The organism is Micromonospora sp. DT233, from assembly GCF_049841815.1.
Classification (GTDB): Bacteria; Actinomycetota; Actinomycetes; order Mycobacteriales; family Micromonosporaceae; genus Micromonospora.
This window is the reverse complement of record NZ_JBNCLB010000001.1, coordinates 431249-452672: the sequence shown is the minus strand read 5'-3', so window position 1 is coordinate 452672 and position 21424 is coordinate 431249. Positions and strand designations below refer to the sequence as shown.

At 74.8% G+C, this 21424-nt stretch carries 20 protein-coding genes and 1 pseudogene; 16 read left to right on the top strand and 5 right to left on the bottom strand.

Annotation, left to right across the window (positions count from 1 at the left end; all coding sequences use genetic code 11):
* Positions 1–43: 43 nt before the first annotated feature.
* The 4 genes from ACLQ2V_RS02200 to moeZ all read left to right on the top strand — a co-directional run bounded on the left by ACLQ2V_RS02200 (position 44) and on the right by moeZ (position 4357).
* Positions 44–1018 (top strand): alpha/beta fold hydrolase, encoded by a 975-nt coding sequence (locus tag ACLQ2V_RS02200; protein WP_425716618.1) that lies wholly within the window; start codon positions 44–46, stop codon positions 1016–1018.
* 5 nt (positions 1019–1023) lie between these two features.
* Entirely contained in the window at positions 1024–2112 is a 1089-nt protein-coding gene (locus tag ACLQ2V_RS02195; RefSeq protein WP_425716617.1) for a DUF3152 domain-containing protein, read from the top strand.
* A 98-nt stretch (positions 2113–2210) separates the two neighbouring features.
* A complete protein-coding gene (locus ACLQ2V_RS02190) occupies positions 2211–3053 on the top strand; it encodes a DUF3152 domain-containing protein (RefSeq protein WP_425716616.1) in 843 nt (280 codons plus the stop codon).
* A 122-nt stretch (positions 3054–3175) separates the two neighbouring features.
* Positions 3176–4357: an adenylyltransferase/sulfurtransferase MoeZ gene (gene moeZ / locus ACLQ2V_RS02185; protein ID WP_425716615.1), complete on the top strand. Its 1182-nt coding sequence runs from the start codon at positions 3176–3178 to the stop codon at positions 4355–4357.
* Positions 4358–4396: 39 nt separating this feature from the next.
* Here moeZ and ACLQ2V_RS02180 read toward each other — a convergent pair whose 3' ends face one another.
* Positions 4397–5641 carry a glutamate-5-semialdehyde dehydrogenase gene (locus ACLQ2V_RS02180; protein WP_425716614.1) on the bottom strand — a complete coding sequence of 415 codons (1245 nt, stop codon included), beginning with the start codon at positions 5639–5641 and terminating at the stop codon, positions 4397–4399.
* Positions 5642–5670: 29 nt separating this feature from the next.
* Entirely contained in the window at positions 5671–6828 is a 1158-nt protein-coding gene (proB, locus tag ACLQ2V_RS02175; protein ID WP_425716613.1) for a glutamate 5-kinase, read from the bottom strand.
* A gap of 13 nt (positions 6829–6841) precedes the next feature.
* Here proB and ACLQ2V_RS02170 point away from each other — a divergent pair, with 13 nt between their 5' ends.
* The 5 genes from ACLQ2V_RS02170 (at position 6842) to ACLQ2V_RS02150 (ending at position 12523) form a co-directional block, all read left to right on the top strand.
* Positions 6842–7156: an MGMT family protein gene (locus ACLQ2V_RS02170; RefSeq protein ID WP_425716612.1), complete on the top strand. Its 315-nt coding sequence runs from the start codon at positions 6842–6844 to the stop codon at positions 7154–7156.
* Between the two features lie 32 nt (positions 7157–7188).
* Positions 7189–8628 carry an MFS transporter gene (locus tag ACLQ2V_RS02165; RefSeq protein ID WP_425716611.1) on the top strand — a complete coding sequence of 480 codons (1440 nt, stop codon included), beginning with the start codon at positions 7189–7191 and terminating at the stop codon, positions 8626–8628.
* A 27-nt stretch (positions 8629–8655) separates the two neighbouring features.
* A complete protein-coding gene (locus tag ACLQ2V_RS02160; protein WP_425716610.1) occupies positions 8656–10188 on the top strand; it encodes a pyridoxal phosphate-dependent decarboxylase family protein in 1533 nt (510 codons plus the stop codon).
* Between the two features lie 139 nt (positions 10189–10327).
* A complete protein-coding gene (locus tag ACLQ2V_RS02155; RefSeq protein WP_425716609.1) occupies positions 10328–10999 on the top strand; it encodes an NADH-quinone oxidoreductase subunit B in 672 nt (223 codons plus the stop codon).
* Positions 11000–11206: 207 nt separating this feature from the next.
* Positions 11207–12523 (top strand): DUF2252 domain-containing protein, encoded by a 1317-nt coding sequence (locus ACLQ2V_RS02150; RefSeq protein WP_425716608.1) that lies wholly within the window; start codon positions 11207–11209, stop codon positions 12521–12523.
* 60 nt (positions 12524–12583) lie between these two features.
* On the opposite strand, the gene ACLQ2V_RS02145 is transcribed toward ACLQ2V_RS02150, so the two are convergent.
* Positions 12584–13630, bottom strand: coding sequence for a glucose 1-dehydrogenase (locus ACLQ2V_RS02145; RefSeq protein ID WP_425716607.1), 1047 nt, complete (start codon positions 13628–13630; stop codon positions 12584–12586).
* Positions 13631–13699: 69 nt separating this feature from the next.
* Between ACLQ2V_RS02145 and ACLQ2V_RS02140 the strand changes: the two are divergent.
* Both ACLQ2V_RS02140 and nuoH read left to right on the top strand, forming a co-directional pair.
* Positions 13700–14296, top strand: a pseudogene (locus ACLQ2V_RS02140) (NADH-quinone oxidoreductase subunit C); the annotation flags it as partial.
* Between the two features lie 293 nt (positions 14297–14589).
* A complete protein-coding gene (gene nuoH / locus ACLQ2V_RS02135; protein ID WP_425716606.1) occupies positions 14590–15552 on the top strand; it encodes an NADH-quinone oxidoreductase subunit NuoH in 963 nt (320 codons plus the stop codon).
* A 199-nt stretch (positions 15553–15751) separates the two neighbouring features.
* Here the strand turns inward: nuoH and ACLQ2V_RS02130 are convergent, their stop codons facing one another.
* Complete coding sequence (locus ACLQ2V_RS02130; protein WP_425716605.1) at positions 15752–16828, bottom strand: glutathione S-transferase family protein; 1077 nt, start codon at positions 16826–16828, stop codon at positions 15752–15754.
* Between the two features lie 147 nt (positions 16829–16975).
* On the opposite strand from ACLQ2V_RS02130, the gene ACLQ2V_RS02125 reads away from it, so the two are divergent.
* A complete protein-coding gene (locus tag ACLQ2V_RS02125; protein ID WP_425716604.1) occupies positions 16976–17386 on the top strand; it encodes an ester cyclase in 411 nt (136 codons plus the stop codon).
* Between the two features lie 56 nt (positions 17387–17442).
* On the opposite strand, the gene ACLQ2V_RS02120 is transcribed toward ACLQ2V_RS02125, so the two are convergent.
* Entirely contained in the window at positions 17443–17664 is a 222-nt protein-coding gene (locus ACLQ2V_RS02120; RefSeq protein ID WP_425716603.1) for a hypothetical protein, read from the bottom strand.
* Between the two features lie 207 nt (positions 17665–17871).
* On the opposite strand from ACLQ2V_RS02120, the gene ACLQ2V_RS02115 reads away from it, so the two are divergent.
* From ACLQ2V_RS02115 to ACLQ2V_RS02100, 4 genes are read left to right on the top strand one after another with little or no spacing between them, the layout of a single operon-like run.
* Entirely contained in the window at positions 17872–18528 is a 657-nt protein-coding gene (locus tag ACLQ2V_RS02115) for a NuoI/complex I 23 kDa subunit family protein (RefSeq protein WP_425716602.1), read from the top strand.
* Positions 18525–19073, top strand: coding sequence for an NADH-quinone oxidoreductase subunit J family protein (locus ACLQ2V_RS02110; protein ID WP_425716601.1), 549 nt, complete (start codon positions 18525–18527; stop codon positions 19071–19073). The genes ACLQ2V_RS02115 and ACLQ2V_RS02110 overlap by 4 nt, the downstream gene beginning before the upstream one ends.
* Complete coding sequence (gene nuoK / locus ACLQ2V_RS02105; RefSeq protein ID WP_425716600.1) at positions 19070–19468, top strand: NADH-quinone oxidoreductase subunit NuoK; 399 nt, start codon at positions 19070–19072, stop codon at positions 19466–19468. Before ACLQ2V_RS02110 ends, nuoK begins: the two co-directional genes overlap by 4 nt.
* Entirely contained in the window at positions 19465–21423 is a 1959-nt protein-coding gene (locus ACLQ2V_RS02100; RefSeq protein WP_425716599.1) for an NADH-quinone oxidoreductase subunit L, read from the top strand. Before nuoK ends, ACLQ2V_RS02100 begins: the two co-directional genes overlap by 4 nt.
* Position 21424: the final 1 nt, after the last annotated feature.

Sequence of the window (21424 nt, the reverse complement as noted above, 5' to 3'; positions counted from 1 at the left end):
CCAAGCGTTGGACGGGGCGACCCGGGCGGGCAGACTTGAGGCCATGAAGCGCGCCATCCTCGGGCCGGACCACCTCCTTCCCGCCCACGCGGTCCCGCCGCCGTGGCCCGGCCGGGAGATCCACCTCGACGGCTCGGTCCTGCACGTCCGGGACACCCCGGCCACCGCGCCCGGCGCGGAGCCGGCGCTCTACGTGCACGGCCTCGGCGGCTCCGCGCAGAACTGGACCGACCTGGCCGGGCTGCTCGCCGACCGCCTCGACGGCCAGGCCGTCGACCTGCCCGGCTTCGGGCGTAGCGAGCCGGGGCCGCGCTACACGGTCCCCGCCTTCGCCGACCGGCTGGTCCGCTGGATCGAGTACTCCGGCCGGGGGCCGGTGCACCTGTTCGGCAACTCGCTGGGCGGGGCCGTCTCGGTGCGGATCGCGGCGCTGCGACCCGACCTGGTGCGTACCCTGACGCTGGTCTCCCCGGCGTTGCCGTTCCTCGACTTCCGCCGGTCGCTACAGGGCCGCATGCTGCCGGTGCTGGCCGTGCCCCGGGCGGAACGCCTGGTCGGCTGGCAGCTCGCCCGGCTGGCCCCCGAGGCGATGGCGCGGCAGGTGATGGAGTCGTGCGTGGCGGACCTGACCCGGATCAGCGAGCAGCGCCGCCAGGAGACGTTGGAGGAGATCCGGGAACGCAACTCCGCCGCGCACTACGCCGCCGCGTACGTGCGCAGTTTCCGCGGGCTGGTCTCCAGCTTCCTGCGCTCCTACCTGCCGGGGTCGGAGTCGCTGTGGCGGATGGCCGCCTCGGTGACCGCGCCGACGCTGGTGATCGGCGGGTCGCACGATCGGCTGGTCGACGTGCGGGTGGCGCCGCAGGCCGCCCGGACGATCCCGGACAGTCGGCTGCTGATGCTCAAGGGCGTCGGGCACGTGGCGCAGATGGAGGTACCCCGCACCGTGGCCCGGGCCGTGCTCGGGCTGCTGGCCGAGACCGGGCACGATACGGTCGAGCGGGACATGGCAAGCTGACCGGGATGTCCGGATCATTCTTCCGTCGCGTCCTGCGCGCGAGCGTCCCGGCGGCCGCCGCGCCCCGCCCCGCCCGCCGTCGGCGGGCCGTCGTCTCGCTGGTCACGCTCGCCGGCTGCGTGCTGGCCGGCGTGACACCGACGGCCGGCCGGCAGTCGGTCGGCGAGCCGCCGCACGCGTCGCACCCCTCGCACCCGCCGGCCGAAGCGGCGGGGCTGGCCCTGGGCCAGGCCCTGTCGTCACCGGCCCCGGTGACCCTCGTCGCCCCGGCGCTCGGCTTGGCCGACCCGGTGAAGCTCGCCGGCCCGAGCGGCCCGAGCGGCCCGAGCGGCCCGAGCGGCCCGAGCGGCCCGAGCGGCCCGAGCGGCCCGAGCGGCCCGAGCGGTCCGAGCGGTCCGAGCGGCCCTAGGGACGCGCCCGGCGCGTCGGCCTCGTCGGGTGTCCCGTCGGCCGCGCCGAGCACCGGCGACTCCGGGCCGCCGGTGCTGCGGCTGCCCGGCCCGGTGCCGTCGACCGGCCGGGGCGTCTTCCGGTACGACGACACCTCCGCCGGTGCGGTGCTCGGCACGGCCGGCCGGCTGCGCCGCTTCCGGGTGGCGGTGGAGCGGGAGACGGGCGAGGACGCGGGCGGGTTCGGCGCGGCGGTGCAGCAGGCGCTGGCCGGGCCGGGGAGCTGGGTCGACGGCGGCCGGCTGCGGTTGCAGCGGGTTCCGGGCGACGGCCGGCACGACTTCACGGTCTACCTGGCCACGGCGCGCACGGCGGGTCGGATGTGCGCGGCCGGCGGGGTCGACATCCGGGTGGGCGGCCGGCCGTACACCTCCTGTCGGGCCCCGGGAAAGGTGATCATCAACCTGGATCGCTGGCGGACCTCGGTGCCGCACTTCGTCTCGGCCGGCGTGCCGCTGTCGGTGTACCGGACGTACGTCGTCAACCACGAGGTCGGCCACCAACTCGGGCACCGCCACGAGCGCTGCCCGAAGGCGGGCCGGCCGGCGCCGGTGATGATGCAGCAGACCCTGTTCCTGAAGGGGTGCAAGGCGAATCCGTGGCCCTACCTGAAGGGTCGCCGCCACGTCGGCCCGCCGCTGTAGACCGCCCACACCCGAGGCGGCCCGGGCAACGCGAGGCGTTTTCACGGTAGTCGCGGCAAAGTCGGCGAAATGCCCGGTTGGTCTGGCACGCTGAGGGGGTGACTTCGGCGTCCCCATCCGAGCCGTCCCGCCCCGCCCGTCCGGCCGCGCGCCGATCCGGGCGAGCCGGGCGGCGACTGCGTGCGCGTACCCTGCTCGGCGGTCTTGCCGCGCTGGTGGCGCTCGGCGCGGCGGTGGCCCTGGTGCTCGGCCTCGGATCGGCGGGCGGCCCGGCCGGCATCGGCGGCGGGCGGTGGATCGTGCCCGGCGGCGGCGCGGGCGACCGGGTCGCGCCGAGCGGGGCGGCCGACCGGGCCGCGCCGACCGGCTGGCCGACCAGCGGCTCCGGCCGGTTCACCACGGCGGCGGGGCAGTCGCCGGAGCGGGGCGCGGACGGGCCGCTGCACCGCTACCGGGTGCTCGTCGAGCAGGACAGCGGCCAGGACGTGGACGCCTTCGCGGCAGGCGTCGACGAGGTGCTCGGCGACCCACGCAGCTGGATCGCCTCCGGGCACCTGCGGGTGCAGCGGGTGGCCGACGCCGACGCCGACTTCACGATCTACCTGGCCACCCCGGAGACGTCCGAGCGGATGTGCGCGTTCGGCGGGCTGAGCACCGAGCGGTACACCTCCTGCCGGCTCCCCGGCCAGGTCATCATCAACCTGGCCCGCTGGATGGAGGCGGTACCGGACTACGGGGCGCCGCTGGCCGTGTACCGGACGTACGTGGTCAACCACGAGGTCGGGCACGAGTTCGGCGAGCTGCACGAGGCGTGCCCCGGCCCCGGCGAGCCCGCGCCGGTGATGCAACAGCAGACGTACGGCCTGGACGGCTGCGTCGCCAATGCCTGGCCCTACCTCGACGGCCGCCGGTACGCGGGCGAGCTGGTCCCCGGCGTCTGATCCCGCCGGCCGGGGATATTCCCACTCCCGCATGTCGGGCAAGGTGTCTCCGCTCATGGCCGAGGAGCGGCGCGGCGAGCGACAATGGCCCGGTTCCCACCGCCGATCCCGGGGAGTCCACCGTGCCGTTGCCCCCGCTCGTCGAACCCGCCGCCGAGCTGACCGTTGACGAGATCCGCCGCTACTCCCGCCACCTGATCATCCCCGACGTCGGGGTGCAGGGGCAGAAGCGGCTGAAGAACGCCCGGGTGCTCTGTGTCGGCGCCGGTGGCCTCGGCTCGCCGGCCCTGCTGTACCTGGCCGCCGCCGGCGTCGGCACGCTCGGCATCATCGACTTCGACACCGTCGACGAGTCCAACCTCCAGCGGCAGGTCATCCACGGCGTCTCCGACGTCGGCCGCTCCAAGGCATCCTCGGCGGCCGCCTCGATCGCCGAGATCAACCCGCTGGTCCAGGTGGAGATCCACGACACCGCGCTGGACCGGGAGAACGTGCGGGAGATCTTCTCCGCGTACGACCTGATCGTCGACGGCACCGACAACTTCGCCACCCGGTACCTGGTCAACGACGCGGCGGTGCTGCTCGGCAAGCCGTACGTCTGGGGGTCGATCTACCGCTTCGACGGCCAGGCGTCGGTGTTCTGGGCCGAGCACGGCCCCTGCTACCGCTGCCTCTACCCGGAGCCCCCGCCGCCGGGCATGGTCCCCTCCTGCGCCGAGGGTGGCGTGCTCGGCGTGCTCTGCGCGTCGATCGGCTCGATCCAGGTCAACGAGGCGATCAAGCTGCTCACCGGCATCGGGGAGCCGCTGGTCGGCCGGCTGATGGTCTACGACGCCCTGGAGATGGAGTACCGCAAGATCAAGGTCCGGAAGGACCCGAACTGCGTGCTCTGCGGGGAGAACCCGACGGTCACCGACCTGCTGGAGGACTACGACGACTTCTGCGGCGCGGTCTCCACCGAGGCGCAGGAGGCGGTCGTCGACGCCACCATCACCGCCGGTGAGCTCAAGGAGTGGCAGGACGCCGGCAAGGACATCTTCCTGGTCGACGTCCGCGAGCCCGCCGAGTACGAGATCGTCCGCATCCCCGGCTCCACCCTGATCCCCAAGGGCGAGATCATCTCGGGGGAGGCGCTGGCGAAGCTGCCGCAGGACAGGCAGGTCGTGCTGCACTGCAAGTCCGGCGTCCGCTCCGCCGAGGCGCTCGCCGCGCTCAAGGCGGCCGGCTTCCGCGACGCGGTGCACCTCCAGGGCGGGGTGCTCTCCTGGATCAAGCAGATCGACCCGGCGCTGCCCACGTACTAGACGGCTGTGGTGGGGGCCCTGCGCAGGGCCCCCACCCGGTCAGCCCCGCAGGTGGCCGTCGCCGGTCACCACGTACTTCGTCGACGTCAGCTCCGGCAGCCCCATCGGCCCCCGGGCGTGCAGCTTCTGCGTCGAAATGCCGATCTCCGCGCCGAAGCCGAACTCGCCGCCGTCGGTGAACCGGGTCGACGCGTTCACCATCACCGCCGCCGCGTCGACGCGGGCCACGAACTCGCGGGCCGCCGCCTGCGAGTCGGTGACGATCGCCTCGGTGTGCCCGGTGCCGTACCGGCGGATGTGGGCGACCGCCGCGTCGAGCGAGTCGACGACGGCGACCGAGATGTCCGCCGACAGGTATTCGGTGGCGAAGTCCTCGTCGGTGGCCGGCACGACGGCGGTCGAGTGCGCGGCGACCTCGGGGGAGCCGTGCACGGTCACCCCGGCCTCCGCGAACGCGGCCAGCGCCGCCGGCAGGAACGCGTCCGCGACGCCCGCGTGCACCAGCAGCGACTCGGCGGTGTTGCAGGTCGACAGCCGCTGGGTCTTGGAGTTCAGGGCGATAGCGACGGCCTTGCCGAGGTCGGCGGCCGCGTCGACGTACACGTGGCAGTTGCCCACCCCCGTCTCGATCACCGGCACGGTCGACTCCTCGACCACGGTGCGGATCAGCGACGCCCCGCCGCGCGGGATCAGCACGTCGACCAGCCCCCGGGCCCGCATCAGCTCCTTGACCGACTCCCGGCTGGAGGCGTCGAGCAGCTGCACCGCGTCGGCCGGCAGGCCCGCCCCGGCGACCGCGTCGCGGAGCACCGCGACCAGGGCCGCGTTGGAGTGCGCCGCCGACGACGACCCGCGCAGCAGCGCCGCGTTGCCGGACTTCAGGCAGATCCCGGCGGCGTCGACGGTCACGTTGGGCCGGGCCTCGTAGATGATCCCGACCACCCCGAACGGCACCCGCACCTGGCGCAGCTCCAGGCCGTTGGGCAGGGTCGAGCCGCGCACCACCTCGCCCACCGGGTCCGGCAGGGCGGCCATCTCGCGCAGCGCGTCGGCGATGGCCGCCACCCGCGCGGCGTCGAGGGCGAGCCGGTCCAGCACGGCCGCGCTCAGCCCGGCCTCCCGCCCGGCCGCCAGGTCCGCCTCGTTCGCGGTCAACACCTCCGGGGTACGCGCCACCAACGCGTCGGCCATCGCCACCAGCGCGGCGTCCTTGACGGTACGGGTGGCGACGGCCAACGCCTCCGCCGCGTCCCGGGCCCGCCGGGCCTGCTCGACGACGCTCATCCTGCACTCCTCACACGTTCGACGACGACCTACAGCAGCACCAGGTCGTCGCGGTGGACGACCTCACGTTCGTACGCCGGGCCGAGCGCGGCGGCCAGCTCGCCGGTGGAGCGGCCGAGCAGGCCGGGCAGCTCGACGGCGTCGTAGTTGACCAGCCCCCGGGCGACCGGCGCACCCCCGGTGTCGACCAGGTCGACGGGGTCGCCGGCGGTGAACGTGCCGTCCACGGCGGTGATCCCGGCCGGCAGCAGCGACTTGCGCCGCCCCACCACGGCCGCGACCGCCCCGTCGTCGAGGTGCAGCCGACCGCGCGGGGTGGTGGCGTGGGCCAGCCAGAAGAGCCGGGCGGCCGGTCGACGCCCCTCGGCGTGGAAGAGGGTGCCGACCTCCTCGCCGGCCAGCGCCCCGGCGGCCAGCGGCGCGGCGGTGAGCACCACCGGGATGCCGAAGCCGGTGGCGATCCGGGCCGCCTCGACCTTGGTGACCATCCCCCCGGTGCCGACCCCGGCCCGCCCGGCCCCGCCGATACGCACCCCGGCCAGGTCCGCCTCGCCACGGACCTCGGCGATGCGGGTGGAGCCCGGCTGCGCCGGGTCGCCCGTCCAGAGCGCGTCGACGTCGGAGAGGAGCACCAGCAGCTCGGCGTGGACCAGCGCGGCGACCAGGGCGGCCAGCCGGTCGTTGTCGCCGAACCGGATCTCCTCGGTGGCGACCGTGTCGTTCTCGTTGACGATCGGCACGGCCCGCAGGTCGAGCAGCTTGCGCAGCGTCCGGTACGCGTTGCGGTAGTGCGCCCGCCGGGTCACGTCGTCGACGGTGAGCAGCACCTGCCCGACGGTGAGCCGGTGCCGGGCGAAGCCGGCCGCGTACCGGCCGATCAGCAGGCCCTGCCCGACGCTGGCGGCGGCCTGCTGGGTGGCCAGGTCGCGCGGGCGGCGGGTGAGGCCGAGCGGGGCGAGCCCGGCGGCGATCGCGCCGGAGGAGACCAGCACCACCTCGCGGCCGGCGGCGGCCAACCCGGCGAGGGTGTCGACCAGGGCGTCGACGCGGGCGTCGTCGAGGCCGCCGGACGCCGTGGTCAGCGAGGACGAACCGATCTTGACGACGACCCGCCGGGCCGAGGTGACTGCTTCGCGCACCCGCCCATTCTGCGCGGTCGCTCCCGCGCCCCTCGGCCGCGTTCCCATATCGTGGCAGCTCGTGACACCTGAGGAGTACGTCGAGGCGGTGCTCGACCTGGTCGAGCGGATCCCGCCGGGCCGGGTGATGTCGTACGGGGCGGTGGCCGACGCCCTCGCCGAACGCTCGGGCCGGGCGTCGGCCCGGCTGGTCGGGTCGATCATGGCCCGGCACGGGGGCGGCGTGCCCTGGCACCGGGTGGTCAACTCGGTCGGTCGGCTGCCGCCCGGTCACGAGGTCGAGGCGCGGGCCCGGCTGCGCGCCGAGGGTGCCCCGCTGCGCCCCGGCGGGGTGGACCTGGCGGCGGCGAGCTGGTCGCCGGAAGAGGGGATGTGAGCCGGGGCGTGACGTGAGTAACATTCGGCGTCATGACGCTGCCGCCGGCGGGACCCGCCACCCCGCCCGGTGCCGCGCTCCCGCGCCGGGTGCATGTCGGCTACGCGCTCGGGTCGCTGGCCACCGGCGCGTTCGGCACCGTGCCCGGCCTGCTGCTGCTGCCGTACCTGACCGACACCCTGGGCGTCGCCGCCGGGGTGGCCGCCCTGCTGGTGCTCCTGCCGAAGGCGTGGGACGTGCTGGTCAACCCGGTCGTCGGGCGGATCTCCGACCGCACCAGGTCGCGCTGGGGCCCCCGCCGGCCGTACCTGCTGCTCGGCGGGCTCGCCCTCGCCGGGTGCTTCGCCGCGCTCTTCGCCGCCCCGTTCGGCTCCGGCCCGGCCGCCGCCGGGTACGTCGCCGTCGCGTTCCTCGCCGCCGCCACCGCGTTCGCCTTCTTCCAGGTCCCGTACGTGGCGATGCCGGCCGAGCTGACCGACGACCAGGCGGAACGTACCCGGCTGATGAGCTGGCGGATCGCGGTGCTGGCGGTGGCCATCCTGGTCTCCGGGGCCGTGGCCCCCGCCGTGGTGACCGCCGGCGGCGACGGCCTCGCCGGGCACCGCTGGATGGGGCTCTTCGTGGCCGCGCTGATCGTGCTCGGGGCGGTCGGGGCGTTCCTCGGCACCCGGGGCGCGCCCACCGGCACGGTCGGCGAGAGCGAGCCGACCCTGCGCGCCCAACTGGCCGTCGCCGGGCGGAACCGGCCGTTCCGGGCGCTGCTGATCTGCTTCGTGATCCAGTCCGCCGGGGTGGCGACCATCCTGGCCGGGGTCAGCTACTTCGCCGGCCAGGTGCTGCGCGACCCGACCACCGGCCCGACCGTCCTCTTCGCCTGCTTCGTCGGGCCGGCGCTGCTGGTGATGCCGCTCTGGACCCGGGTCGGTGCGCGGGTGGGCAAGCGGGCCGCCCTGGTCGCCGCGTCGCTGCTGCTGGCCGGGGGCGCGACCGCGCTGGTCGCGGCGCCGGTGCTGCCGGCCGTCGCGGTCTACCTCGTGGTCGCGGTGGTCGGCGTCGGGTACGCCGGCCAGCAGGTCTTCGCGCTGGCCATGCTGCCGGACTGCATCGCGTACGACACCGCGCGCACCGGCCGCCGCCAGGCCGGCGTCTTCACCGGCCTCTGGACGGCGGGGGAGACCTTCGGCCTGGCCCTGGGCCCCGGCATCTACGGCCTGGTCCTGCACCTGACCGGCTACGTCTCCTCGAACACGGGCACCGCCGCCCCCCAGCCGGACACGGCCACCCTCGGCGTCCTCCTGGGCTTCACCCTCCTCCCGGCCCTCCTGACGGCCCCCCCACTACTCCTCCTCCGCCACTACACCCACCCCACCCACCCCCCCGTCCCCACCCACCCCCCCGTCCCCACCCACCCCACCCACCCCCGCCCCCGCTCCGTCGATCATGGAGTTGTGGTGGGGGAGGAAAGCCGCTGACCGCCACAAGAAGGGCACCACGAGTCCATGATCGACGACGAGGATGCCGGCCGAGCGCTGCCGGAGCACGGGGTGCCGGCCGGGCGGGTGATCGAGGGGGTGCGGGGGTTGCGCGGGCTCGATCGGCCCACGCACGGGGGGCGGCTCTTTGCGTACGTCTATGACTCCGGGGTTTCCGGGTTGGACGCGTTGGCGGGGGCCGCCCATGCGGAGAGCGCGCACGTCAACGGGCTCGACCCGACGGCGTTTCCGTCGCTGCTGGCGATGGAGAACGCGCTGGTCGGCGCGGCTGCGCGGCTGCTCGGCGGCGGCCCCGGCACGACCGCGCCGGACGTCGTCGGCAGCGTCACCAGCGGCGGCACCGAGTCGCTGATCCTCGCCGTCAAGGCCGCCCGCGACGCCCGCCCCGACGTCGCCGCGCCCCGGATCGTGGTGCCGGTGACCGCGCACGCGGCGTTCGCCAAGGCCGCCCACTACCTGCGGGTGGCCCTCGACCCGGTGCCCGTCGACCCGGCCACCCTGCGCCCCCGCGCCGCCGACGTGGCCGCCGCGATCCGCCCCGACACCGTCCTGGTGGTCTGCTCCGCCCCCTCGTACGCGCACGGCGTCGTCGACCCGGTCGCCGAGATCGCCGAGGCGGCCGCCGCGGCGGGGGTGCGCTGCCACGTCGACGCCTGCTTCGGCGGCTGGACCCTGCCCTGGCTGCGCCGCCTCGGGGCGCCGGTGCCGCCGTTCGACTTCGCCGTCGACGGGGTCACCTCGATCTCGGTGGACCTGCACAAGTACGCGTACGCCCCCAAGGGCGTCTCGGTGCTGCTGCACCGCGACCCGGCGCTGCGCGCCCCGCAGTACTTCGCCTACGCCGACTGGCCCGGCTACACGATGATCAACCCGGGGGTCGCCTCCACCCGCTCCGGCGGGCCGATCGCCGCCGCGTACGCCACCCTGCGCCACCTCGGCGAGGACGGCTACCTGCGGCTGGCCGGCGCGACCCGGGACGCGGTGGCGGGGCTCGCCGACGCGGTGCGCGCCGTCGACGGGCTGAAACTGATGGCCGAGCCGGAGACGACGGTGGTCTGCTTCACCTCCGTCGATGCCGGGCTGGACCTCTTCGTGCTGGTCGACGAGCTGACCGCGCGCGGCTGGCACACCCAACCCCAGCTCGCGTACGGCGAACTGCCGGCCAGCGTGCACCTCACGGTGACCGCCTCGGTGGCTCCCCGGGTGGCGGAGTTCGGCCCGGACCTGGCCGACGCGGTGGCGGCGACCCGCGCCGCCGGGCCGGTCGAGCTGCCCGCCGAGCTGACCGCCCTCGCCGCGACGCTGACCCCGGACGCGCTGACCCCGGAGCTGATCGCCAGCCTGGCGGCGGGCCTGGGCCTGGCCGGTCCGCTAACCGGCGGTCCGGCTGCCGGCGGTGCGGCTGGCGGCGCGGGGCCGGGCGGGGCGGTGCCGGACCGGATGGCCACCGTGAACACGCTGCTGAACGCCGCCCCGCCGGCCCTTCGGGAAGGCCTGCTGGTCGAGTTCGTCGGCCTGCTCCAACGCCCCACCTACTGACTCCGCTCATCGGGTGCGTTTCTTGCTGCCATAGCGACAAGAAACGCACCCGATGGCGTGCCGACCTTGGGTGCACCGCGAGCGGTGGGGGCGGGTGGCGGCTGTGGTTGACTGGGGCGGGGCAAGAGAGGGGGCGGTCGTGCAGCTGCCGGCAGTGCTGGGAGAGCCGATCAAGTTCGTGCTGAACTGGGGCCGCCGCTACTCGCTCTGGGTGTTCAACTTCGGCCTGGCCTGCTGCGCGATCGAGTTCATCGCCACCAGCATGGGCCGGCACGACTTCATGCGACTCGGGGTGATCCCGTTCGCGCACGGCCCCCGCCAGGCCGACCTGATGGTGGTCTCCGGCACGGTCACCGACAAGATGGCCCCGGCGATCAAGCGGCTCTACGACCAGATGCCCGAGCCGAAGTACGTCATCTCGTTCGGCGCCTGCTCCAACTGCGGCGGCCCGTACTGGGACTCGTACTCGGTGACCAAGGGCGTCGACCAGATCATCCCGGTCGACGTCTACGTGCCCGGCTGCCCGCCCCGCCCGGAGGCGCTGCTGCACGGCATCCTGCGCCTCCAGGAGAAGATCGCCGCCGAGCAGTCCGGCCTCGGCGGCGTCCCCCGCCCCGACGCCCTCGCCTCCCCGACGGACGCGGGAACCGCCCCGGCCGACGGCCCGCCGGCCCCGGCCGACGCGTCAGCGGCCCCGCCCGACGCAGCAGCCGCCCCGCCCGACGCGTCAGCCGCCCCGCCCGACGCCAGGCCCTGGCGCCCGCTGGACTCTCTCACGGCCCCCCCGATCCGCCCGCCCGCCGCCAACTGAGCGTCGGCCGAGATCTTCGTACACGACGGCCCCTCCAGGGGCCAGTCCGTACCAAGATCCGCGGGAATGTCCAGTCGGTCAGGAGCCCGAGTCCGGCCCGCCGCCCCACCCCGTTGATCATGAAGTTATTGCGGTGACACGCCGGGCGGTCCGGCAATAACTTCATGATCGACCCAGGGGGTGGCGGGTGAGGGTTAGCCTGCCGGGATGAGCCAGGCTGCGGGGCGGCGGTCCGCCTTCATCGTCGACGTGTTGACCGAGGAGTTCGGCGCGTCGATGGCGCTCGACCCGGCGGCGTTCCGCCGCAAGTTCCGCAAGATGGCCGCCTCGCCGTTCGCCTTCTACCGGGGCAGCGCCGCGCTCTTCTACGCCGACCAGTGCGGCGACTTCGCCGACGACACCTTCCTCGACGAGCAGACCAGCCGGGTGTGGATCCACGGGGACCTGCACGCGGAGAACTTCGGCACGTACATGAACGCCTCCGGGCAACTGGTGTTCAACGTCAACGACTTCGACGAGGCGTACGTCGGGCCGTTCTCCTGGGACCTGAAGCGGCTCGCCGCCAGCGTCGCGCTCCTCGGGTACGCCAAGGCGCTCTCCGACACCGCGATCAGCGACCTGGTCACCGGCTTCGCCGAGTCGTACCTGACCGAGCTGCGGGCCATCGCCGCAGGCGGGGACGACGCGATCGGCTCGATCACCCTCGACAACGCCGACGGGGTGCTGCGCCGGGTGCTCCAGCAGGCCCGGCTCAACACCCGGGTCGACCTGCTGGCGACGCAGACCACCATCGACAACTACGAGCGGCGGTTCTCCCTCGGCGACGGGGTCTTCGAGGTCGACGACGACACCCGGGCCACGGTCTGCGCCGCCTTCACCGACTACCTCGGCACCCTGCCCGGGTCCTCGGCGCGGCTGCGCCCGGTCGCCACGCACATCAAGGACGTGGTGCTGCGCAAGGGCGTGGGCATCGGCTCGGCGGGGCTGCCGTCGTACAACCTGCTGCTGGAGGGGCACACCCAGGCGCTGGAGAACGACGTCGTCATCTACATGAAGCAGGCCCAGGTGCCGGCGGTGGCGCGGCACGTCGACGACGAGCGGGTGCGCGGCTACTTCCGGCACCAGGGCCACCGGACGGCCGAGTCGCAGCGGGCGTTGCAGGCGCACGCCGACCCGTGGCTGGGCTTCACCGAGCTGAACGGGACCGGCCAGCTCGTCGCCGAGGTCTCCCCGTACGCGGCCGACCTGGACTGGTCGGACGTCAACGAGCCGGAGGAGCTGGCCGGGGTGCTGGCCGACCTGGGCCGGGCGGTGGCCCGGATGCACTCGGTGGCCGACGACGAGTCCAGCCACGACCTCGTCGACTACTCCACCGAGGAGGCGATCGTCGCCGCCGTGGACGCCGACACGGAGGGGTTCGTCGCCGGGCTGGCCGGCTTCGCCCACGGGTACGGGCTGCGCGCCCGCGAGGACCATCAGCTCTTCGTCGACCTGTTCCGCAACGGCCGCCTCCCCGGCATCTGAGCCGGCCGGCCGCCTGCCGGGGAGTCGGGGCGGCCCGGCCGCCTGCCGGGGAGTCGCCGCTCAGGCGGTGAAGTCCAGCACCACCTTGATGTCGTCACCGGTGGCGGTGTACGCCTGCGAGTATGTCGCCACCGGCACCCGACGGGTGATCAGCGCGGCCAGCCAGGACCGGTCGGCGCGGGCGAGCGCCTCGGCGGCCAGCTCCCAGTGCCGGCGGTTGGCGTTCACCGAGCCGAAGACCACGTTGTTCTCCAGCACCAGCTCCCGGTTGAGCGCCCCGGCGTCGACGGTGATGGTCCGGCCCCGGCTGGACACCCCGGTCAGGCAGACGATCCCGTCCGGCCCGGCCTTGCGCATCGCGTCCAGCACGACCGTCGGCGCGCCCGTGCACTCCACCACCACGTCGGGGGCGAGGTCGACCTGACCGATCGACCCCGAGTGGTACGTCGCGCCGAGCGCCCGGACCAGCTCCGGTTTCGGCCCGCTGGTGGCCAGGTCGAGCACGTGTACGACGTGCCCACGCTGGGCGGCCAGCAGCGCCGCCAGCAGGCCGATCGGCCCCGCCCCGGTGACCAGCACCGTGCGCGGCTGCCATTCGGCTCGGGCGCCGATCCGGTCGATCTGCTCCCACGCCTTCGCCACCACGCTGGTCGGTTCCAGCAGCATGCCGACCGGGGCCAGGGCCGGGTCCAGGCGGACCGCGAACTCCGGCCGCACCCGCCACCGGTCCCGGGCGAAGCCGGGCAGCGCCTTGATCCCGCGCTCGGTGTACCGCCCGTTGCGGCACATGTCCCACTCGCCGACCGCGCAGTTGGGGCAGGGCACCGGGTCCGGGTGCCGGACGATGCCGGCGACCAGGTCACCGGGGCGCAGCGTGCCGCCCGGGTCCTCCAGCACCCGGCCCAGCGACTCGTGCCCGAGCACCAGCGTCGACTCCCCGGGCGGGGCCTCGCCGTAGGACCCGCCGACGATCTCCTGGTCGGTGCCGCAGATGCCCACGGCCAGCGCCTCCACCAGGATCGGGCCCTCCTCGACCGGCGGCTCGGGGTGGTCGTCGACGAGGCGGAGCGAGTTCGGGGTTCCGGGGGTGACGGTCACGGCGCGCACGCCCCTCATCCTTCCCCGGCCGGCCCTCCGCCGCCCGGCAAAGCGGCCATCCGCCATAGGATCAGCGGCATGACTCCGGAAGAGGTCGGTCAGCGGGTGGTGGCGCTGCTCGCCCCCGTCGAGGCCACCGCGTCGGTCTCCGGCGGGCAGGCGTACGCGCGGGCCACCGTCGACGTACCCCCGGCGAGCTGGCGGGACGCGCTCACCGCCGCCCGCGACGACCCGGGCCTGGCCTGCGACTTCTTCGACTGGCTCTCCGCAGTCGACCAGCTGGCCGACGGCTGCGAGGTGGTCGCCCACCTCTGGTCGACCCGGCACCGCCACGGCGTGCTGCTGCGGACCCGCGTCCCGTGGGACGCCCCGGCCGTACCCTCGGTGGTCGATCTCTATCCGGGCGCGGCCTGGCACGAGCGGGAGACGTTCGAGATGTTCGGCGTCGACTTCCCCGGGCACGGGGAGCTGGAGCCGCTGCTGCTGCCGCCCGAGTTCGAGGGGCACCCGCTGCGCAAGGAGTTCATCCTGGCCTCCCGGGTGGCCAAGCCCTGGCCGGGGGCCAAGGAGCCCGGCGAGTCCGAGGCCGGCGGCGGGCGGCGCGCGATCCGCCCGCCGGGCGTACCGGCCCCGGGCGAGTGGGGGACGACGCCGACGCCCGCCGGCGCGGCCGGCGTGGGCGAGGGCCCGCGCGGCGGCACGCCCGCCCGCCCGGCCCGGGAACGCCCGGCCCGCCCGGCCCCCGGCACCCGCCCCGCCGCGTCGGAGCGTCCGGCCAGGCCCGCCCCCGTGCCGCCGTCGGAGCGCCCGGCCAGGCCCGCTTCCGTGCCGCCGTCGGAGCGCCCGGCCAGGCCCGCCCCCGTGCCGCCGTCGGAGCGCCCGGCCAGGCCCGTGTCCGGCGAGCGTCCCGCGCCGCCGGGGCGCCCGGCCGCCGACGACAGCGCCGCCGACGAGGGGGGTACGGCCTGATGCCCGACTGGTTGGAGGTCGTCCTGCGGGTGGCCGCGGTGCTGGTCGCCTTCCTCGTCCTGCCGCTGGTGGTCGGGCAGGCCGAGCACAAGGTGATGGCGCACATGCAGGGCCGGCTCGGCCCGATGTACGCGGGTGGCTTCCACGGCTGGGCCCAGCTCGTCGCCGACGGGGTGAAGTTCGTGCAGAAGGAGGACATCACCCCGCGCGACGCGGACCGGGCGGTGTTCCGGCTGGCCCCCGTGGTGGCCCTGGTGCCGTACCTGCTGGTCCTGCTGGTGATCCCGCTCGGCCCCGGCGACCTGGTCGGGCAGCCGCTGGACATCGGCCTGTTCTTCGTGCTGGCCGTGGTCGGGGTGGGCGTGCTGGCGGTGCTGATGTCGGCGTGGTCGTCGGCCAACAAGTACAGCCTGCTGGGCGGGCTGCGCGGGGCGGCCCAGCTCCTCGGCTACGAGCTGCCGCTGGTGCTGGCCGCCGCGTCCGTGGCGATGGCGGCCGGCACGCTGAGCCTCTCCGGCATCGTGGAGGCGTGGCAACCCTGGTGGCTGCTCTGGCAGGCACCGGCGATGATCATTTTCTTCGTCGCGGGGCTGGCCGAGATCCGGCGGCCCCCGTTCGACATGCCGGTGGCCGACTCGGAGCTGGTCTTCGGCTACATGACGGAGTACACCGGGCTGCGTTTCGCGTTCTTCCTGCTGGCCGAGTACGTCGGCATCGTGGTGATCGCCGCCCTGACCACCGTGCTCTTCCTCGGCGGCTGGCAGGGCCCCTTCGCCGACGCCCAGCTCGGCTGGCTCTGGACCCTGATCAAGGTCTTCGCCGTCGCCTTCGTGATCATCTGGCTGCGGGTGTCGTACCCCCGGCTGCGCGAGGACCAGCTCCAGCGCCTCTGCTGGCTGGTCCTGGTCCCCGCCGCCCTGGCCCAACTGATCCTTACAGCCACCATCCGCCTAACCCTCTGATCCCCGCCCCCACCCCTCCCACCCCCACCCCCACCCCCACCCCCACCCCCACCCCCACCCCCACCCCCACCCCCACCCCCCACCCCTCCCACCCCCGCCCCGTTGATCAAGAGGTTTGCGTCAACTTTGATCACTGAGTTGACGCAAACCTCTTGATCAACGCGCCGGGGAGGGGGTGGGGGTGGGGTGGGGTGGGGGGTCAGGACAGGGGGGTGTGGGACGGGGTTACGCGCTCGGTCGCGGGCGGGGGTGGGGGCGGGGTGCCGTCGCCGAAGGGGCGACCGCCGAGCGCCTCCCGGCCGTGCGGGGTGAGCCAGTTCGACAGGTCCGGGCCCAGCGGCACCACGCCCGTCGGGTTGATGTCCCGGTGCACCTCGTAGTAGTGCCGCTTGATGTGGTCGAAGTCGATCGTGTCGCCGAAGCCGGGGGTCTGGAAGAGGTCCCGGGCGTACGCCCAGAGCACCGGCATCTCGGCCAGCTTCTGCCGGTTGCACTTGAAGTGGCCGTGGTAGACCGGGTCGAAGCGGACCAACGTGGTGAACAGGCGCACGTCCGCCTCGGTGATCGTGTCGCCGACCAGGAACCGCTGCCCCGACAGCCGTTCGGTCAGCCAGTCCAGCCGGTCGAAGAGCCGGTGGTACGACTTCTCGTACGCCTCCTGGTTGCCGGCGAAGCCGCACCGGTAGACGCCGTTGTTGACGTCGGCGAAGACCACCGCGTCGACCTCGTCGATCTCGTCGCGCAGCGGCTCCGGGTAGAGGTCCGGGGCGCCGGGGCGGTGGTGGGCCGTCCACTCGGTCGACAGGTCCAGGCTCATCCGGGCGTAGTCGTTGGTGACCACCTGCCCGGTCGGCACGTCCACGATCGCCGGCACGGTGATGCCGCGCTCGTAGCCGGGGAAGCGGGCGAAGAACGCCTCGGCCAGCCGCTCGATGCCGAGCACCGGGTCCCGCCCGCCCGGGTCCAGGTCGAACGTCCAGCTCCGGGCGTCGTGGGTCGGCCCGGCGACGGCCATCGAGATGGCGTCCTCCAGGCCGAGCAGCCGACGCACGATGATCAGCCGGTTGGCCCAGGGGCAGGCGCGGCTGACTGCCAGCCGGTACCGGCCGGGCTCGACCGGCCAGCCGTCGCGGCTGTCGGCGGTGATCCGGGTGGCGATGTACCGCTGGTCGCGGGTGAACTCCCCGCCGGGCTCGACGTACTTGCCGCCGGTCGTCGTGCCTGCCTTGTCGTCCACGTCGCCTCCTCGGTTCCGCCTGCGTTCCTTCGTCCCCATCCTGGCCGAACCTACGCCCGCCGCCGCCCGCCCGCCGCCCGCCGCCGTCCCGCCCGCCGCCCGCCGCCATTCCGCGTGTCCGGCCCGCCGCCGCCGTCCCGCCCGACGGCGACCCGCCCCGGCGGGTGGGGTGGCTAGGCTCGGCGGGTGGAGGACGTGGAGACGACGGCGCGGCGCTTCGTCGCCGAGGTGTGGAACGGCCGGCGCGAGGAGTCCGCGTACGAGCTGGTCGCGGCCGGGTGCCCGGGGCTGGGCGGGACGGGGCCGGAGGCGGTGCTGGCCTGGCACCGCGAGCGGTGGGCGGCGTTCCCGGACCTGCGTTACAAGCTCGTGGACGTGGTGGCGTCGGATGGGCGGGTGGCCCTGCACTGGCGGGCCGCCGGCACCCAGGCCGGGGCGTTCGGGCCGGTGCCGGCGACGGGGCAGGTGGTCAGCTTCTCGGGGGCGGCGTTCCTGCGCTTCGACCCGCAGGGGCGCATCGCCGACCTGTGGCACTGCACCGAGCTGTTCCAGCTGCTCCAGCAGCTCGGCGTGGAGATGCTCCCGCCGACGGTCTGACCCGAGCGGGGGCCGACGGGAGCAAGCACGTCCGCACCGTCAGAGGAGCGACCGCGTCAGAGGAGCGACCGCGTCAGCCGACTGATCGACAGGTTCACCGGGAAGGGCTCGCGCCCGTCGTCCTCGATCTCCACCCGCCAGTGAAAGGGGATGCCGGCCTGGGCGTAGAGCGCGGGCTTGAGCACCCAATCGATGGAACGGGTGCTGGGGGAGACGATCTCGACGGTGAGCACCACCTCGTGCGGCTCGTACCGCAGCTTCGACGCCCGCAACGGCACCGGCCGACGAGCAGCACTCCGTCGAGCAGTTCGCGGCGGCGACCGTCCTCGGGCATTCTGTCGAGGTCGTCGGTCGTTCACCCGCCCTTTGGCGGGCGGAAGCCCTGCAACGCGGCGAGGTCCTTTCCGGTGCGTCGTTCTCCCCGTCGACACCGTAACGCCGAATACGCCGGGTGGTGGTCGCGCGCGCCGGGGTCACAGGGCAGGATGGTCGGCATGAGCGAGCGCAGCGGGGTGCCCGGCGAGGGGCTGGCGAAGGGCCTGGCGGTCACCCTGAAGACGATGACCCGTCGCTCGACCACCCAGCAGTACCCGGACGTGGCCCCCGAGCTGCCACCCCGTTCCCGTGGCGTGATCGCGTTGCTGGAGGAGAACTGCACGGTCTGCATGCTCTGCGCCCGCGAGTGCCCGGACTGGTGCATCTACATCGACTCCCACAAGGAGGAGGTGGCGGTGCCCGGCGCCGCCCGCCCCCGCCAGCGCAACGTGCTCGACAAGTTCGACATCGACTTCTCCCTCTGCATGTACTGCGGCATCTGCATCGAGGTCTGCCCCTTCGACGCCCTCTACTGGTCGCCGGAGTTCGAGTACGCCGAGTACGACATCAAGGACCTGCTGCACGACAAGGATCACCTGGGCGAGTGGATGGGCACCGTGCCGCCGCCGCCCGCGCACGACCGGCACGGCGAGCCGGCGAAGGAGGAGGCCACCGCCGCGCGCAAGGCCGCTGCCCCCGCCGGCCCGGCCGCCCGCCCCACCCCCGCCCGGGTACGCCCCGAGCCCGCCCCCGCCCCTGCCCCGCCTCCCGCGCCACCGGCCCCCGATCCGGGTGCGACTCCCACCGACCCGGGGGCCCCCCGGTGACCGGTGCGGACGCGCTGCTGCTGGCCCTCGGCGCGGTAGCGGTCGGCGCGGGCGCGCTGGTGGTGACGACCCGGCACCTGGTCCGGGCCGGCCTCTACCTGGTGGTCTGCCTGGGCGCCCTGGCGGGCGTCTACCTGGTGCTCACCGCCGAGCTGGTGGCCTGGGTGCAGGTGCTGATCTACGTCGGCGCCGTGGTGGTGCTGCTGCTCTTCGCGGTGATGCTGACCCGCGCCCCGATCGGTGCCTCCGACGACCTGGACCGGCCCGGCTGGCCGGCCGCCCTGATCGGCGGCGGCAGCGGCCTCGGGCTGGCCGCGCTGCTGGTCGACGCGTTCCGCTGGCGGCGGGTGGAGCTGCCCGAGCCGGGCACCGCCGAGCGCCTCGGCGAGCAGGTCTTCGGCGCGTGGGTGCTGCCGTTCGAGCTGCTCTCGGTGCTGCTGCTGGCCGCCCTGGTCGGCGCGATCGTCCTCTCCCGCCCCGACATCGGCCGCCCGCCGGCCGACCGGCCGGGGGCGGGCCGGCCGGCTTCGGGGGGACGCCGGTGAGGCCGGTCATCCCGTACGTCACCGCCGCCCTGCTCTTCGGCCTCGGCGCGTACGGCGTGCTGCGCCGCCGCAACGCCGTGCTGGTGCTGATGGCGGTGGAGCTGATGCTCAACGCGGTCAACCTCATCCTGGTCACCGCCGACACCACGGTCCGGGCGCAGTTGCCGCACGCCGGGCAGGTCTTCGCCCTCTTCGTGATCGTCCTCGCCGCCGCCGAGATCGGCGTGGGGCTGGCGATCGTGCTCCAGCTCTACCGGCTGCGGGCCGACGTCGCCGTCGACGAGGTGCCGCTGACCGAGCGCCCGGCCGGCGAGGACGCGCCGCCGACCGAGCGCCCGACCGAGCCCTCCGCCGGCGCGGGGCGGGCCGCCACGACCGGCGAGGTGACCGCGTGACCGGCCTGCTCGGCGCGCTGCTGCCCGCCGTACCCCTGGTGGCGGGTCTGGTCGGGTTGCTGCTGCCGCCGGCCACGCGCGGCCCGGCCGCGCAGAGCGGGGCGCGGCGGGCGGCGATCGGCCTCGGCGTGGCCGGGGCGGCCGGTGCGCTGCTGATCGCGGTCGTGCTGCTGCTGCGGGTCGGGCCGCCCGTGGAGACCTCGACCGGCTGGATCGACCTGGGCGGGCTGCGGGTGACCCTCGGGGTCCGGCTCGACGGGGCCGCCGCCCTGGTCGCGGTGGCCGTCGCGGCGGTGGCCCTGGCGGTGCAGGTCTACTCCGTCGGGTACCTGGGGCGGGGCCCGCACGACGACGAGCCCGACCACCGCTACCCCCCGTACGCGGCGCAGATCAGCCTCTTCACCGCCGCGATGCTGCTGGTGGTGGTCGCCGGGGACCTGATCATGCTGCTGGTCGGCTGGGAGGTGATGGGCCTCTGCTCCTACCTGCTCATCGCCCACGACCGCCGGCTGCCCGAGGCGCCGGCCGCCGCGATGAAGGCGTTCCTGGTCACCCGGGTCGGCGACGTCGGCTTCCTGCTCGGTATCGCCCTGCTCGGCGTCTCGGCGGGCAGCTTCCGCATCGCCGACGTGCTCGCCCACGACCACGCCACCGGCACGCTGACCGCCGCCTGCCTGCTGCTGCTCGCCGGGGTGGCCGGCAAGAGCGCCCAGTTCCCGCTGCACACCTGGCTGCCCGACGCGATGGCCGGCCCGACGCCGATCTCCGCGCTGATCCACGCCGCGACGATGGTGGCCGCCGGCGTGTACGCGGTGACCCGCCTCTACCCGCTCTTCGCGCGGGCCCCGGCGGCGCTGGCCGTGCTCGGGGTGATGGCCGCGGTGACCCTGCTGCTCGGCGCGTTCGCCGCCACCGCCCAGGACGACCTCAAGCGGGTGCTGGCCTGGTCGACGGTCTCCCAACTGGGCTACATGACCGGCGCGCTCGCCGTCGGCTCGCCCACCGCCGCGCTGTTCCACCTGCTCAGCCACGCCGCGTTCAAGGCGCTGCTCTTCCTCGCCGCCGGTGCGGTGATCCACGCCGTCGGCACCGCCCTGATGTCGAGGATGGGCGGGCTGCGCGCCACCATGCCGGTGACCTTCTGGTGCACCGCGCTGGGCCTCGGCGCGCTGGCCGGCGTCCCCCCGCTCTCCGGCTTCTGGAGCAAGGAGGGCGTGCTCGCCGCCGCCGAGGCCGCCGCGCTGGACTCCGCCGGCCCCGCCCCGACCTGGGTGGGCTGGCTGGTCTGGCTGGCCGGCCTGCTCGGCGTCGCGGTGACCGCCTGGTACGCCACCCGGCTGCTGCTGCGCGCGTTCCTCGGCGCACCCCGCACGGCGCTGACCCAGCCGCACGACGCACACCCGGCGCCGGCCCGCCCGCACGACCCGCCGCCGCTGATGCGCTGGCCGGTGCTGCTGCTGGCGGTGCCGGCGGCGCTGCTCGGGCTGGCCGCGTTCCTGCCGCCGTTCACCGACCGGCTCTTCGCCCCGGCGAGCGAGGCGGAGCTGACCGGCTTCGGTGACGACCTGGCCCACCTCGGCCCGGCCCTGCTGCTGCCGCTGGCCCTGCTGGCGGCCGGCGCGGGGCTGGCCTGGGCCGGCTGGCGGCGCGACCGGGCGGCCGACCCGGCGCGATCGTTGGGCCCACTGCGGCCGGTCTTCGCCGCCGGCTTCCGGCTCGACGCCGTCCAGCACGCCCTCGTCGTACGGCCGGTGGTCGCCCTGGCTCGCCTCGCCCGCGCCGGCGACGAGGTGGTCGTCGACGGGGCGGTGGAGGGCACCGGGCGGGGGGCCCGCCGGCTCGGCGGGGCGCTGGCCGGGCTGCACCGGGCGGCGCTGCCCCGCGCCGTCGTCGGGGTGCTGGCCGGCGCGCTGCTGCTCGGGCTGGCCGCCGTGCTGATCGGAGGCACGGTATGAC